We start from the raw sequence: 14,077 nt of genomic DNA on the forward strand, positions 1-14,077 counted from the left end.
TCGCTCGATGCCATAAAAACAAATGTCGTTTCAGGCATAGTCCCGCCTGAAACGACATGCAACTTTAAATGCTTAGCGATGAGGTCAGCGAACGAACTGGCGGATCAAAGCACCATTGCGCTCAACTTCAAGCCGCCATGCCAGACCCCGTCCGCCATTAAGCGCCGAGGTCAAATCATTGATCGTACGGATCGGATTGCCATTGATTCCGCGAATAATATCGCGCTGGCGCAAACCAAGCTGAGCTGCTTGCGAATTAACAATCACATCAGTGACGATTACACCGCGCGAACCGTCACGCAGTCGCATCTTCGAGGCCATTGCGGGAGTGATTTCCTCAACGACTGCTCCTTCAAACGGATTATCGCCCTTAATTGTCTGCTTCTGCTGTGGTTTGGCTTCTGGCTCTTTTGCCAGTTTTACAGGCAGCTTGCTGTCCTTTCCATTACGCACAATATCAAGCATAACCGTATTGCCAATGCCTGCGGTTGAGAGGCGATAACCGAGAACGTCGATATTGTCGGCACGCACATCCTGGACGGAAAGAACAACGTCACCGACTTTCAATCCTGCCTTTTCTGCTGGTCCGCCCTTGGTAACAGCCGTCACCAGCACACCAAACGACTTATCCATACCAAGACTTTCAGCGACATCAGGTGTGATGTTCTGGAAAGTCGCACCAATGAAAGGACGCTCAAAACTGGTGCTGCCGCTCAACGCAGCATCAACAACTGCGCGAACCATATTCGATGGAATTGCAAACCCGATACCCACCGAACCGCCAGAGCGTGAATAAATAGCTGTGTTGATACCGATAAGGCGACCGCGCATATCGATCAGACCACCACCCGAATTACCCGGATTGATGGCGGCGTCTGTCTGAATGAAGAAGTCGAAATCAGAGACGCCGACCTGTGTGCGCGACTGCGCTGACACGATACCGCTCGTAACAGTTTGCCCGACAGCAAATGGATTGCCGATCGCGAGAACCAGATCGCCAACTTCAACATCGTCAGAGTTACCAAGCGAAACGACTGGGAATTTCTCTTTTGCTTCAATCTTAAGAACCGCAAGATCAGTGGTCTCGTCGCGAAGCAAAACTTTGCTCTCAAGTTGACGACCATCAGACAGAGCGACCTTGATCTCGTCTGCATCCTTGATAACGTGATTGTTGGTCACGACAATGCCCGATGAATCGACGATCACACCCGAACCGAGCGATTGTTCCGTGCGTGGCTTGCCTGTACCGCCAAATTGTTTGCCGAAAAACTGCTCAAAAAATGGATCACCCGCAAAAGGTGATGGGCGTTGCTGCACTTGCCGCGCTGCATAGACATTCACCACAGCCGGCGCAGTCTGTTTAACAAGCGGCGCAAAAGACAGCTGCATGTCGCCTCGGCTCAGCGGGATCTGCTTTCCTTGAACCGGCGCAGGATTGTCCTGCGCAAATGTCGGCAACACCATCATACTGACAGAAGCTAGAACAACACCCGTAATTCCCAATCGCCGCAAATTCATCCGCTCACTCCAGCTTTCTTTCCGAAACCCGATTCATCGGGTTGAGAACAATATGGAGGCAACAAGGCCAAGGATAAAGGGCTGTATTGTGGCAAACAGCATTACAGCTTTGTAATGCTTGGTGGAACCAAAGCTTAAAACAAAAAGGGCCGCACGAGGCGACCCTTCTTAATCATTACAAAGCGTGAATTACGCTGCGGCTGCTTCAGCAGCGGCTTCAGCTTCAACGCGTGCGCGATCAGCTTTGCCCTTCGCATCGACATCGCGTTCAACGAATTCGACAACTGCCATCGGTGCATTGTCACCGGTGCGGAAGCCTGCCTTCATGATGCGGATGTAGCCGCCGTTACGGGTTGCGTAACGTGTAGCAAGTGTGTCGAACAGCTTAGCAACCAGCTGTACGTCACGGATAGCGGAAATCGCCTGACGACGTGCATGCAGATCACCGCGCTTGCCGAGTGTGACAAGCTTTTCTACGATTGGACGGATTTCCTTAGCTTTAGGAAGCGTGGTCACAATCTGTTCATGCTCGATGAGCGAAGCCGCCATGTTGGCGAACATTGCCTTGCGATGCGAGGCAGTGCGGTTCAGCTTACGCTGTCCATTACCGTGGCGCATGGCCTTCTCCTTTAATTCAGTTCAGCCGGAATTGTCCGGTCTTAATATTGGTCTTCGTAGCGCTTGGCGAGATCTTCGATATTTTCAGGCGGCCAGGCTGGGATTTCCATACCAAGATGGAGACCCATCGACGCCAGAACTTCCTTGATCTCGTTGAGCGACTTGCGGCCGAAATTCGGAGTCCGCAACATCTCGGCTTCCGTCTTCTGGATCAGATCGCCGATATAGACGATGTTGTCGTTCTTCAGGCAGTTTGCCGAACGTACTGACAGCTCGAGTTCGTCAACCTTCTTGAGCAGAGCCGGATTGAAAGCGAGCTCCGCAACTTGTTCCTGCGGAGCTTCCTTCTGTGGCTCTTCGAAGTTAACGAAGACAGCCAGCTGGTCCTGAAGAATGCGTGCTGCATAAGCAACGGCATCTTCACCGCTCACCGAACCATTGGTTTCGATGTTGAGCGTCAGCTTGTCATAATCAAGAACCTGGCCCTCACGGGTGTTCTCAATCTTGTACGATACCTTGCGGATCGGCGAATAAAGGCTATCAACCGGAATAAGGCCGATTGGAGCATCTTCCGCACGATTACGGTCGGCAGGCACATAGCCCTTACCGGTGTTAACGGTGAATTCCATGCGGATCTCAGCGCCTTCATCCAGTGTGCAGATGACGTGTTCCGGGTTAAGGATCTCGACATCGCCAACAGTCTGAATGTCACCAGCCGTAACAACGCCCGGGCCCTCCTTACGGACAACCATGCGCTTCGGGCCCTCGCCTTCCATACGGATGGCGATTTCCTTGACGTTCAGAACAATATCCGTGGTGTCTTCGCGGACGCCCGGAATAGAAGAGAACTCATGCAGAACTCCGTCGATCTGAACAGCGGTAACTGCTGCGCCGCGCAGCGACGACAGAAGTACGCGACGCAGAGCATTGCCGAGTGTCAGACCAAAACCGCGTTCCAGCGGTTCAGCAACAACGGTTGCACGCGTGCGGGAGCCGTTGGTGATGAAATCCACCTTATTCGGCTTAATGAGTTCCTGCCAGTTTTTCTGGATCATGTATTTTTCCTCTATCAACTGTCGCTACTATCCAATCGTAGCGATCCTGTGAAGAACCGCAGAGGAACCCCGAAGTCACCTTCGGGGTTCATGCAGCATATAAAAGAAATTAGACCCGGCGCTTCTTGCGCGGACGGCAACCGTTGTGCGGGATCGGCGTAACATCGCGGATCGACGTGATCACAAAGCCAGCAGCCTGGAGGGCGCGCAGCGCGGATTCACGGCCAGAACCCGGTCCGCAAACCTCGACTTCGAGGGAGCGCATGCCATGTTCCTGAGCCTTCTTGGCGCAATCTTCAGCAGCGATCTGTGCGGCAAACGGGGTCGACTTACGCGAACCCTTGAAACCCTGAGCACCTGCAGACGACCAGGCAATCGCATTGCCCTGTGCATCCGTAATGGTGATCATGGTGTTGTTGAACGTCGAATTTACGTGGGCAACGCCCGACGAGATGTTTTTGCGCTCGCGACGGCGAATACGCTGGGCTTCCTTAGCCATGATAGTCCTTTCAAAACTCGATCTCGACACCGCCGTAATTCCAGCGGCTCCACCAGCCCTTTGATAAGGACCAGCACCGAACCCACCCAATCAAGGGCAAGCCCGGCAGAACGAATGGTTCTGCCGAAAATTACTTCTTCTTACCTGCGATAGCCTTTGCTGGACCCTTACGGGTACGTGCATTGGTATGCGTACGCTGACCACGAACTGGCAGCGAACGACGATGACGCAGACCGCGGTAGCAGCCAAGGTCCATCAAACGCTTGATGTTCATGGAAACTTCACGACGCAGATCACCTTCAACGCGGTAATCAGCATCAATTGCTTCACGGATCTGAAGGACTTCAGCATCCGAAAGCTGATTTACACGACGGTCGTCAGCAATCCCAACTTTCGTTACGATCTGACGAGCAAATTTTGGTCCAATCCCATGAATGTACTGAAGCGCAATGATAACGCGCTTGTTCGTTGGGATGTTGACGCCAGCTATACGTGCCACGTCTGTTCTCCTTGGTTATATAAAAATCCATCTGGGCGATGCGATCAACCAGACAGCATTGTTTGACCGGTCCCGGCCTCTTACTATTTCCGCCAGAACCGACCATTCAAAACAAATTGAAGTGGCGCAGTCTTTGACGGAATCGCCCGAAAAAGTCAACTCTTAACTGTCCGTAAAGTCGCCGTAACAACCTTGCAGACATTAAAAGCAACTTTTGGAAGCGACAAACGGGCAGAAAAACAAAAGATGCTTCTCTGCCCGTAATTCATGAAGGCTCATTTGAGCCTAATCCTTACCCACTCAAGCAGGAACGAGAATTCTCTCGATTTCAGCAGTGACCTCTTCAACAGGTGCCATGCCGTTTAAAACGCGCAATTCGCCTGTTCCAGCATAATACTCCGAGAGCGGCGATGTCTTCTCACGATATTCAACCAGACGCTTACGGAAAGCTTCAGGATTATCGTCAGAACGAACCTGACCACCTTTAGCAATCGTCTCGGCGACACGGCTCTCCATCCGGTTGACCAACGCGTTCTCATCAACCTTCAGCTCGATGACCGCATCAAGCTTCAAGCCTTTGCCACGAAGCATTTCACCAAGCGCCTGCGCTTGTGGAACTGTTCGTGGGTATCCATCGAGAATGAAACCACCGGCACAATCCGGAGCGTCAATGCGCTCCGAAACGATCTGGTTTACGATCTCATCAGAAACGAGCTGACCAGAATCCATGACGGCCTTGGCGCGCTTACCGATTTCGCTTTGCTGTGCGACTGCTGCACGCAGCATGTCGCCAGTCGAAAGCTGAGGTATTCCATGCTTCTTGGTAAGAAGTCCAGCCTGCGTCCCCTTACCTGCTCCGGGCGGCCCAAGAAGTATTAGTCTCATTTACTGCGTTTCCCACCTCTGAGTTTGGACTTCTTGATCAACCCTTCATACTGATGGGCGACAAGGTGTCCCTGAATTTGCGCAACCGTATCGAGCGTAACGCTGACCACGATCAGCAGCGACGTACCGCCAAGATAGAAAGGTACACCGGTCGCAGAAATCAGAAATTCCGGCAGAAGGCAGACAAGAACGATATAGATAGCGCCGACAACCGTAATGCGGGTCAACACATAGTCTATGTACTCGGCTGTACGCTCGCCCGGACGGATGCCCGGAATAAAGCCGGAGTGCTTCTTAAGCTGGTCAGCAGTGTCCTTGGGATTGAACACAATCGCCGTATAGAAGAAGCAGAAGAATGCCATCAACGCAGCATAGAACAGCATATAAAGCGGCTGACCATGGCCGAGGGCATTGAGAATAGTCGTACCCCAAGCAGGCATTTCAGCCGTATTCGCGAAACCAGCGACAGTCGCAGGCAAAAGCAGAAGCGACGAAGCGAAGATCGGAGGAATAACACCAGCAGTGTTCAGCTTAAGTGGCAGGTGCGAAGTATCACCCTGGAACATGCGGTTGCCAACCTGACGCTTCGGATATTGTATCAGAAGACGACGCTGAGCGCGCTCAACAAACACGATGATCGCAATCAGCGCGACAGCCAGAACGATAACACCAAGGATCAGGCCAGTAGACAAAGCGCCCGTACGACCCAGTTCCAGCGTGCCTGAAATAGCATGCGGAAGGTTTGCAACGATACCTGCAAAGATGATCAGCGAAATACCATTACCGATACCGCGTGCAGTGATCTGCTCACCAAGCCACATCAGGAACATCGTACCGCCAACAAGCGTGATGACCGATGAAACAAGGAACATTGGTCCAGGGTTCGTAACGATACCGTTACCCGCCTGCAAACCAACGGAAATTGCATAGGCCTGAACGATCGCCAAAAGAACAGTACCATAACGTGTGTACTGATTGATGATCTTACGACCCGATTCGCCTTCCTTTTTCAGCGCTTCCAGCGTCGGAACAACCGACGTCATAAGCTGCACGATAATGGAGGCGGAAATGTAAGGCATAATGCCGAGCGCAAAAATGGCCATACGACCAACAGCACCACCGGCAAACATGTTGAAGAGTCCAAGCACACCCTGGCTATGCTGCTGGAAAGCCTGCGCAAGCGCATCAGGATTGATGCCGGGTAGAGGGATATAGGTACCAAAACGGTACACGAGCAAAGCGCCCAGTGTGAACCAGATACGCTTCTTAAGTTCCTCAGCTTTCGAGAAAGCAGAAAAATTAAGATTGGAAACTAGCTGTTCAGCAGCCGATGCCATTAAATTACTCCGGTGAAAAGTATCGGGCCCCCTACTCCAACGACACGCATCAAAAAATCCGCATGCCTTCGGACAAAAGACTCTACCCAGATATGCGCATTGGCATAAATGTGCAAGCGGCGGCACTAAGGCCGCCGCTTTTATTTTTATCTCGATGCTTTATTCAGCAGCTGCTTCAGGAAGCTTTACGCTACCACCAGCCTTTTCGATCTTTTCGATCGCGGCCTTGGAAGCACCAGCAACATCAAAAGCTACCTTAGCAGTCAATTCACCGTCAGCAAGAACGCGAACACCGTCAAGCGCACGGCGAATCACGCCAGCAGCCTTGAGGGCTTCAATGTTCACAACAGCCTTTGCATCCAGCCTGCCTGCATCGATTGCAGCCTGAACACGGCCGAGCGATACAACGTTGAAGCTCTTTGCGAAGATGTTGGTGAAGCCGCGCTTTGGCAGACGACGGTAGATTGGCATCTGGCCGCCTTCAAAGCCGTTGATCGCTACGCCAGAACGGGACTTCTGTCCCTTGACGCCGCGGCCAGCGGTCTTGCCGGTGCCGGAGCCGATACCACGGCCAACGCGCTTACGCGCTTTTACTGATCCTGGCTTGTCACGCAGATCGTTGAGTTTCATGTCTCTATCCCCTGCGTTATCAGACCTCGTCCACAACGCGGACGAGATGCTGAACCTTGGCGATCATACCACGAACTGAAGGAGTATCCTCCAGTGTGCGGCGGCGGTGCATTTTGTTAAGTCCCAGACCGATCAGCGTTGCACGCTGTTCGGCTGGACGACGGATAGGGCTTCCGATCTGTTCGACCGTAACCGTCTTACCCTTCTTCTCAGCCATCACTCAAATCCCTTGTCTATGGCGTATCCGATGCTCGCGCACCGGACTGGCACAAACTATCGGCTATTCTTCCGAACCGACCACATCATGGCGGCGAGCCTGAAGGGTCGAGTACTTGATACCGCGCTGTGCAGCGATGTCCTTTGGATGCATCTGATGCTTCAGAGCGTCAAAGGTTGCACGAACCATGTTGTAAGGGTTCGAGGAGCCGAGCGACTTAGCAACAACGTCCTGAACGCCAAGCGTTTCGAACACTGCACGCATTGGACCACCAGCAATGATACCCTTACCGGCAGGAGCTGCACGGAGGAGGACCTTACCAGCGCCGTGACGGCCCTGCACATCGTGATGCAGAGTACGGCCCGAACGAAGCGGAACGAAAATCATGTCGCGCTTAGCAGCTTCAGTAGCCTTACGGATCGCTTCAGGCACTTCGCGTGCCTTACCATGACCGAAGCCAACGCGACCCTTCTGGTCGCCAACTACGACGAGCGCTGCGAAACCAAAACGACGACCACCTTTAACAACCTTGGCGACGCGATTAATGTGAACGAGCTTGTCAACGAATTCGCTGTCGCGCTCCTCACGACCGCGATCTTCGCGGTTACGTTCTCTCTGTGCCATATCCTATTCCTTTATTTTTTTCCGGAAGCACAAAATATTAGAAGCTCAGACCGCCTTCGCGGGCAGCTTCGGCGAGAGCCTTCACGCGACCGTGGTAAATGAATGCACCACGATCAAACACTACTTCACTGACGCCTGCTTTCTTAGCACGCTCTGCAACCAGCTTGCCAACTGCAGCAGCTGCTGCGGAGTCGGCGCCAGTCTTGAGCTTGCCCTTCAGGTCGCCATCCAGGGTCGAAGCAGCTGCGATGGTAACACCGCGAACGTCGTCGATAACCTGAACGTAGATGTTCTTGGAAGAGCGGTGTACGCTGAGACGTGGACGGCCGTTTGCGACAGCCTTGACCTGACGGCGTACACGAGCAGCGCGACGCTGCAAAGTTTCTTTTGGCGATGCCATGACGCGCTTCCCTTACTTCTTCTTGCCTTCTTTGCGGACGATCTTCTCGCCAGCATACTTGACGCCCTTGCCCTTGTAAGGCTCGGGGCCGCGATATTCACGAATCTCAGCCGCGACCTGACCAACCTGCTGCTTGTCGATACCAGAGACAACGATTTCCGTTGGCTTTGGAACAGCAACAGTGATGCCAGCTGGCACGTCATAGATAACTTCGTGAGAGAAGCCGAGCGAAAGCTGAACGTTTTTACCCTGCATAGCAGCACGGTAACCAACGCCGCTGATCTCAAGCTTCTTTTCAAAGCCCTTGTTGACGCCTTCGAAAATATTTTCAATCATCGAACGCGACATGCCCCACTTGGAGCGAGCTTCTTTAGACTGATCACGAGGATCGACGCTAACAGCGCCATCTTCAAGCTTAACCAGTACTTCTTCGTGCACAACGAAAGACAATTCGCCTTTCGCGCCCTTAGCCTTGACGGTCTGACCTTCAACGCTGGCAGTTACGCCTGCCGGGACCGGCACGGGTTTTTTACCGATACGAGACATTTTTATACCTGTCTTCTATCTGTTCACTGTCAGCCGCATCAGAAGATGCGGCAGAGCAGCTCACCACCAACGTTTTGTTCACGAGCTTCATGATCAGCCATCACACCCTTAGGGGTGGACAGGATCGAGATGCCAAGACCATTCGCGACCTGCGGGATCGACTTAACCGACACGTAAACGCGACGGCCAGGCTTCGAAACGCGGGTCAGTTCACGAATGACTGGAACGCCTTCATAATACTTCAGTTCGATTTCGATCTCGGCTTTGCCGTTCACGAATTCACTCTGCGTGTATCCGCGGATGTAACCTTCAGACTGAAGAACATCCAGAACGCGAGCGCGGAGCTTCGAAGCCGGGGTCGAAACCTTGGTCTTCTTGCGGCCTACTGCGTTGCGAATACGGGTCAGCATATCGCCGATAGGATCTGACACAGACATATGCTACTCCTTACCAGCTCGACTTAACTATGCCTGGAATCTGTCCAAGCGAACCCAACTGGCGAAGCGCAATACGCGACATCTTCAGTTTACGGTAATAACCACGCGGGCGACCCGAAACTTCGCAACGGTTGCGAATACGGACCTTAGCGGAATTGCGCGGCAGTTCGGCGAGCTGGATAGTAGCGCGAAAACGCTCATCCAACGGAAGGCTCTGATCCATTACGATCGCCTTCAGACGTGCACGCTTTTCAGCATGACGCTTAACCAACTTTTCGCGGCGCTTATTGTTTTCGACTGCGCTAGTCTTGGCCATATTATTATACCTCGCTACGCTTGCCGTTACTGCCGGAATGGGAAGTTGAAGGCGCGCAAAAGAGCGCGAGCTTCATCATCCGTTTTAGCGGTCGTGCAAACGATGATGTCCATGCCCCAGATCTGATCAACTTTATCGTAGTTGATTTCTGGAAACACGATGTGTTCCTTAACACCCATGGCAAAGTTGCCACGACCGTCAAAGCTCTTCGGATTCAGACCACGGAAATCTCGAACGCGCGGAAGCGCAATCGTGATCAGGCGATCAAGGAATTCGTACATGCGGTCCGAACGAAGAGTGACCTTCGTACCGATTGGCATGTCTTCACGCAACTTGAAAGTTGCGATCGAATTACGGGCGCGAGTAATGACAGGCTTTTGACCGGCAATCAAGGCCAGATCTGCTGCAGCAACAGATGGCTTCTTTGAGTCGCCAGTTGCTTCGCCTACACCCATGTTCAGGACAACTTTGGTGATGCGTGGAATCTGCATCTCATTGTCGTACTTGAATTCTTCAAGGAGAGATTTACGAATTGTTTCGTTGTAAATCTTCTTGAAGCGTGGAAGTTCCTTAACTTCAGCCATCAGATAACCGCTCCCGAACGCTTTGCAACGCGGACCTTCTTGCCATCTTCAATGCGGAAACCAACGCGGGTTGGCTTACCGTCTTTAGGATCAGCAATTGCCAGGTTAGACAAATGGATCGGCGCTTCTTTCGTGATAATGCCGGCTTCCTGAGTCTGTGTCTGGCGCTGGTGACGCTTTACAGTATTAATACCGCGAACAAGCGCTTTGTCGTCCTTAGGCATAACCTGGAGAACTTCGCCCTTACGGCCTTTGTCCTTACCGGACAACACGACAACGCTGTCGCCTTTGCGAATCTTTTGCATCGTCTTGCTTCCTTACAGAACTTCCGGAGCCAACGAGATGATCTTCATGTGGTTCTTAGCGCGAAGTTCGCGTGGAACCGGTCCGAAGATACGCGTACCGATAGGCTCTTTCTTGTTATCGATGAGAACAGCTGCGTTGTTATCGAAACGAATAACGCTGCCGTCTGCGCGACGGATGTCCTTAGCGGTCCGTACGACCACTGCCTTCATCACGTCGCCTTTTTTGACGCGGCCGCGCGGAATAGCTTCCTTGATCGACACCACAATGATGTCGCCCACGGAAGCATAACGCCGCTTGGAACCGCCCAGCACCTTGATGCACATGACACGACGTGCGCCGGAGTTATCCGCCACGTCGAGGTTTGTTTGCATCTGAATCATGACTGGCCGCCTTCTTTTCCTTCAGCTGGTTAAGGGCTCCTGCCCTACCTAAGCTGCGTGTTTGTAATTTAGCCTGCTGTTACGTTCGAAAGAACGATCCAGCATTTGTCCTTCGAAATTGGCTTGGATTCTTCGATAGAAACCTGATCACCAATCTTGAACTGGTTGTTTTCGTCATGCGCTTTGTATTTCTTAGACTGACGAATAGTCTTCTGGAGGAGCGGATGCGAATAGCGGCGCTCAACCTTAACTACAACAGTCTTATCATTCTTGTCGCTGACGACAACGCCCTGCAGAACGCGTTTAGGCATTATACTTGTTCCTTATGCCTTGCTTTCGGCCGCCTTCTGGCGGGCGATGGTCTTGATACGCGCAATGTCGCGACGAACTTGCTTCACGCGCGCGGTTTTTTCGAGCTGACCGGTTGCCTTCTGAAAGCGCAGGTTGAACTGCTCTTTCTTCAGGGAACCCAACTCATCGTTAATCTGATCGAGGCTTTTCGCCCGAACGTCTGCGGCTTTCATGACTGCCCTCTTACTCTGCGATGCGCTGAATGAAGCGCGTCTTGACCGACAACTTTGCAGCGCCGAGTCTTAAGGCTTCGCGTGCCACATCTTCGGGTACGCCGTCAAGCTCAAACATTATACGACCTGGTGCAACACGTGCTGCCCAGTAGTCAACGGAACCCTTACCTTTACCCATACGGACTTCGGTTGGCTTCGATGTTACTGGCAGATCCGGGAAGATTCGGATCCATACACGACCGGCACGTTTCATGTGACGGGTGATCGCGCGGCGGGCCGCTTCGATCTGTCGTGCTGTGACGCGGTCAGGCTCTACTGCCTTCAAACCGAATGCACCGAAATTAAGATCCGTACCACCCTTCGAGTTGCCGTGAATACGGCCCTTGAACTGCTTACGGAACTTGGTGCGCTTAGGCTGCATCATTGTTCTTTACTCCAATTTTCTCGCCGGCGGCCCGCTTTTTAAGCGTTTTCGCGGCGGCGGTTCTGATGGGAACCCTGATTGTCACCCTCAACCGCACGACGCTCAGAAGCCATTGGGTCATGCTCAAGGATTTCGCCCTTGAATACCCAGACCTTTACGCCGCAGATGCCGTAAGCAGTCTTTGCTTCAGCCGTACCGTAGTCGATATCGGCGCGCAGCGTGTGAAGAGGAACGCGACCTTCGCGGTACCATTCCATACGTGCGATTTCAGCGCCGCCCAAACGACCGGAGCAGTTGATACGAATACCTTCGGCACCGAGACGCATTGCCGACTGAACGGAACGCTTCATGGCGCGACGGAATGCCACACGGCGTTCGAGCTGCTGTGCGATCGACTGAGCGATCAGCGTAGCGTCGATTTCCGGCTTACGAACTTCAACAATGTTGAGCGACGTATCGGAATTCGTCATCTCGGAAAGCTTCTTGCGGAGCTTTTCGATGTCCGCGCCCTTCTTGCCGATGATGATGCCCGGACGAGCAGCGTGAATGGTCACGCGGCACTTCTTGTGTGGACGCTCGATTACGATCTTAGCAATCGCAGCCTGCTTGAGTTCGTTCTTAAGATACTCACGGATCTTAACGTCTTCATGCAGCAGCTTACCGTATTCGCCGGTATTCGCGTACCAACGCGAATCCCAGGTGCGGTTGATGCCGAGGCGAAAACCGATCGGATTAATCTTCTGGCCCATTATGCGGCCTCCCCTTTTTCCGCAACTTCGCGGACAACAATGGTGAGATGCGAAAACGGCTTTTCGATGCGGCTTGCCTTACCACGTCCACGAACGTGGAAACGCTTCATGACAATAGATTTGCCGACGTAAGCTTCTGCAACGATCAGCGCGTCAACGTCGAGATCATGATTGTTCTCTGCGTTGGCGATAGCCGATTCGAGCGTCTTTTTCACTGTTTCAGCGATCCGCTTGCGCGAGAAAGTGAGATCAGCAAGTGCCGCATTTACTTTCTTGCCGCGGATAAGTGCCGCGACAAGATTAAGCTTCTGCGGGCTGACGCGAAGCGTACGGGCGACGGCTTTCGCCTCGTTATCCTTAAGCTGGCGGGGAGCCTTGGCCTTGCCCATCTGTTACTTCCTCTTTGACTTCTTGTCCGCGCCGTGACCGTAATAGGTCCGTGTCGGCGCGAATTCACCGAACTTATGTCCAACCATTTCTTCGGAGATCGATACCGGCACATGCTTGTTGCCGTTATAAACACCGAAGGTCAGGCCAACGAACTGCGGCAAGATCGTGGAGCGACGGCTCCACATCTTGATAACTTCATTACGACCGCCCTCGCGTACCTTCTCAGCTTTCGTGAGAAGATAGCCATCGACGAACGGACCTTTCCAAACTGAACGAGCCACTTCAGACTACCTCTCTTACTTCTTGCGCTGATGACGCGAACGCATGATGAACTTGTCGGTTGCCTTGTTCGAACGGGTCTTTTTGCCCTTCGTAGGCTTACCCCAAGGGGTAACCGGGTGACGACCACCAGAAGTACGGCCTTCACCACCACCATGCGGGTGGTCAACTGGGTTCATAGCAACGCCGCGAACGTGTGGACGCTTACCGCGCCAAACCGAACGACCGGCCTTACCGTCATTGATGTTGCTGTGCTCTGGATTGGATACTGCACCAACCGTTGCAAAGCATGCACCCGAAACCAGACGCTGTTCGCCCGAGTTCAGACGCAGGATAGCCATACCCTGATCGCGACCGACGAGCTGTGCGTATGCACCAGCCGAACGAGCAATCTGACCGCCCTTGCCTGGCTTCATTTCCACGTTGTGGATAATGGTACCAACTGGCATCGACGAAAGCGGCATTGCGTTGCCTGGCTTAACGTCAACGGACTGACCGGCGATAACCTTGTCGCCAGCTGTCAGACGCTGTGGAGCCAGGATATAGCTCAGTTCACCGTCTTCGTAGCGGATCAGCGCGATAAACGCTGTACGGTTTGGATCGTATTCCAGACGTTCTACCGTCGCGACAACGTCGTGCTTACGACGTTTGAAGTCTACAAAACGGTAGGAACGCTTGTGACCGCCGCCCTGAAAGCGAACAGTGATACGACCTGTGTTGTTACGGCCACCCTTCTTGGACAGGCCTTCAGTCAATGACTTGACTGGCTTGCCCTTGTAGAGTTCCGAACGGTCCACGATGACCAGCTGACGCTGGCCTGGCGTGATCGGATTAAAGTGCTTGAGTGCCATTGTCTTTAC

The 14,077-nt window shown here is 52.9% G+C and carries 24 protein-coding genes; all 24 read right to left on the reverse strand.

Annotation, left to right across the window (positions count from 1 at the left end; all coding sequences use genetic code 11):
• Nucleotides 1–84: 84 nt before the first annotated feature.
• The 24 genes from RI570_RS01380 to rplB all read right to left on the reverse strand — a co-directional run bounded on the left by RI570_RS01380 (nt 85) and on the right by rplB (nt 14,068).
• A complete protein-coding gene (locus tag RI570_RS01380) occupies nt 85–1,518 on the reverse strand; it encodes a DegQ family serine endoprotease (RefSeq protein ID WP_313826623.1) in 1,434 nt (477 codons plus the stop codon).
• A 189-nt stretch (nt 1,519–1,707) separates the two neighbouring features.
• Nucleotides 1,708–2,136 carry a 50S ribosomal protein L17 gene (gene rplQ, locus RI570_RS01385; RefSeq protein ID WP_313826624.1) on the reverse strand — a complete coding sequence of 143 codons (429 nt, stop codon included), beginning with the start codon at nt 2,134–2,136 and terminating at the stop codon, nt 1,708–1,710.
• Between the two features lie 41 nt (nt 2,137–2,177).
• A complete protein-coding gene (locus tag RI570_RS01390; protein ID WP_250040976.1) occupies nt 2,178–3,191 on the reverse strand; it encodes a DNA-directed RNA polymerase subunit alpha in 1,014 nt (337 codons plus the stop codon).
• A 109-nt stretch (nt 3,192–3,300) separates the two neighbouring features.
• Complete coding sequence (gene rpsK, locus RI570_RS01395) at nt 3,301–3,690, reverse strand: 30S ribosomal protein S11 (RefSeq protein WP_024897028.1); 390 nt, start codon at nt 3,688–3,690, stop codon at nt 3,301–3,303.
• 130 nt (nt 3,691–3,820) lie between these two features.
• The gene (gene rpsM, locus RI570_RS01400; protein WP_024897027.1) at nt 3,821–4,189 is read right to left on the reverse strand and encodes a 30S ribosomal protein S13; all 369 of its coding nucleotides are present in this window, start codon (nt 4,187–4,189) and stop codon (nt 3,821–3,823) included.
• A 300-nt stretch (nt 4,190–4,489) separates the two neighbouring features.
• Nucleotides 4,490–5,074 carry an adenylate kinase gene (locus RI570_RS01405; protein ID WP_313826625.1) on the reverse strand — a complete coding sequence of 195 codons (585 nt, stop codon included), beginning with the start codon at nt 5,072–5,074 and terminating at the stop codon, nt 4,490–4,492.
• On the reverse strand, nt 5,071–6,411 hold the full coding sequence (gene secY / locus RI570_RS01410) for a preprotein translocase subunit SecY (protein ID WP_250040979.1): 1,341 nt from the start codon (nt 6,409–6,411) through the stop codon (nt 5,071–5,073). Before secY ends, RI570_RS01405 begins: the two co-directional genes overlap by 4 nt.
• A gap of 159 nt (nt 6,412–6,570) precedes the next feature.
• A complete protein-coding gene (gene rplO, locus RI570_RS01415) occupies nt 6,571–7,041 on the reverse strand; it encodes a 50S ribosomal protein L15 (protein WP_313826626.1) in 471 nt (156 codons plus the stop codon).
• 19 nt (nt 7,042–7,060) lie between these two features.
• On the reverse strand, nt 7,061–7,258 hold the full coding sequence (gene rpmD, locus RI570_RS01420) for a 50S ribosomal protein L30 (RefSeq protein ID WP_094504974.1): 198 nt from the start codon (nt 7,256–7,258) through the stop codon (nt 7,061–7,063).
• Nucleotides 7,259–7,321: 63 nt separating this feature from the next.
• Nucleotides 7,322–7,882: a 30S ribosomal protein S5 gene (gene rpsE, locus RI570_RS01425; protein WP_024897023.1), complete on the reverse strand. Its 561-nt coding sequence runs from the start codon at nt 7,880–7,882 to the stop codon at nt 7,322–7,324.
• Nucleotides 7,883–7,919: 37 nt separating this feature from the next.
• Nucleotides 7,920–8,282: a 50S ribosomal protein L18 gene (rplR, locus tag RI570_RS01430; protein ID WP_064320721.1), complete on the reverse strand. Its 363-nt coding sequence runs from the start codon at nt 8,280–8,282 to the stop codon at nt 7,920–7,922.
• Between the two features lie 12 nt (nt 8,283–8,294).
• The gene (gene rplF, locus RI570_RS01435; protein WP_313826627.1) at nt 8,295–8,828 is read right to left on the reverse strand and encodes a 50S ribosomal protein L6; all 534 of its coding nucleotides are present in this window, start codon (nt 8,826–8,828) and stop codon (nt 8,295–8,297) included.
• Nucleotides 8,829–8,866: 38 nt separating this feature from the next.
• Complete coding sequence (gene rpsH / locus RI570_RS01440; RefSeq protein WP_007875325.1) at nt 8,867–9,265, reverse strand: 30S ribosomal protein S8; 399 nt, start codon at nt 9,263–9,265, stop codon at nt 8,867–8,869.
• A 10-nt stretch (nt 9,266–9,275) separates the two neighbouring features.
• Nucleotides 9,276–9,581 (reverse strand): 30S ribosomal protein S14, encoded by a 306-nt coding sequence (rpsN, locus tag RI570_RS01445; protein ID WP_007875326.1) that lies wholly within the window; start codon nt 9,579–9,581, stop codon nt 9,276–9,278.
• Between the two features lie 26 nt (nt 9,582–9,607).
• Nucleotides 9,608–10,165 (reverse strand): 50S ribosomal protein L5, encoded by a 558-nt coding sequence (gene rplE / locus RI570_RS01450; RefSeq protein WP_250040984.1) that lies wholly within the window; start codon nt 10,163–10,165, stop codon nt 9,608–9,610.
• The gene (gene rplX / locus RI570_RS01455; protein WP_250040986.1) at nt 10,165–10,470 is read right to left on the reverse strand and encodes a 50S ribosomal protein L24; all 306 of its coding nucleotides are present in this window, start codon (nt 10,468–10,470) and stop codon (nt 10,165–10,167) included. Before rplX ends, rplE begins: the two co-directional genes overlap by 1 nt.
• Before the next feature lie 12 nt (nt 10,471–10,482).
• Nucleotides 10,483–10,851 (reverse strand): 50S ribosomal protein L14, encoded by a 369-nt coding sequence (gene rplN, locus RI570_RS01460; protein ID WP_094504980.1) that lies wholly within the window; start codon nt 10,849–10,851, stop codon nt 10,483–10,485.
• Between the two features lie 68 nt (nt 10,852–10,919).
• On the reverse strand, nt 10,920–11,162 hold the full coding sequence (rpsQ, locus tag RI570_RS01465; RefSeq protein WP_313826628.1) for a 30S ribosomal protein S17: 243 nt from the start codon (nt 11,160–11,162) through the stop codon (nt 10,920–10,922).
• A 12-nt stretch (nt 11,163–11,174) separates the two neighbouring features.
• A complete protein-coding gene (rpmC, locus tag RI570_RS01470) occupies nt 11,175–11,375 on the reverse strand; it encodes a 50S ribosomal protein L29 (RefSeq protein WP_187544594.1) in 201 nt (66 codons plus the stop codon).
• A gap of 10 nt (nt 11,376–11,385) precedes the next feature.
• On the reverse strand, nt 11,386–11,799 hold the full coding sequence (gene rplP, locus RI570_RS01475) for a 50S ribosomal protein L16 (protein WP_024897015.1): 414 nt from the start codon (nt 11,797–11,799) through the stop codon (nt 11,386–11,388).
• Between the two features lie 38 nt (nt 11,800–11,837).
• The gene (rpsC, locus tag RI570_RS01480; protein WP_250040989.1) at nt 11,838–12,548 is read right to left on the reverse strand and encodes a 30S ribosomal protein S3; all 711 of its coding nucleotides are present in this window, start codon (nt 12,546–12,548) and stop codon (nt 11,838–11,840) included.
• Complete coding sequence (gene rplV, locus RI570_RS01485) at nt 12,548–12,937, reverse strand: 50S ribosomal protein L22 (protein ID WP_007875336.1); 390 nt, start codon at nt 12,935–12,937, stop codon at nt 12,548–12,550. Before rplV ends, rpsC begins: the two co-directional genes overlap by 1 nt.
• A gap of 3 nt (nt 12,938–12,940) precedes the next feature.
• Nucleotides 12,941–13,219, reverse strand: coding sequence for a 30S ribosomal protein S19 (gene rpsS, locus RI570_RS01490; RefSeq protein WP_010659917.1), 279 nt, complete (start codon nt 13,217–13,219; stop codon nt 12,941–12,943).
• 15 nt (nt 13,220–13,234) lie between these two features.
• Nucleotides 13,235–14,068 (reverse strand): 50S ribosomal protein L2, encoded by an 834-nt coding sequence (gene rplB / locus RI570_RS01495; RefSeq protein WP_250040991.1) that lies wholly within the window; start codon nt 14,066–14,068, stop codon nt 13,235–13,237.
• Nucleotides 14,069–14,077: the final 9 nt, after the last annotated feature.

This window comes from Brucella pseudogrignonensis (assembly GCF_032190615.1).
In the GTDB taxonomy this organism is placed as follows: Bacteria; Pseudomonadota; Alphaproteobacteria; order Rhizobiales; family Rhizobiaceae; genus Brucella; species Brucella pseudogrignonensis_B.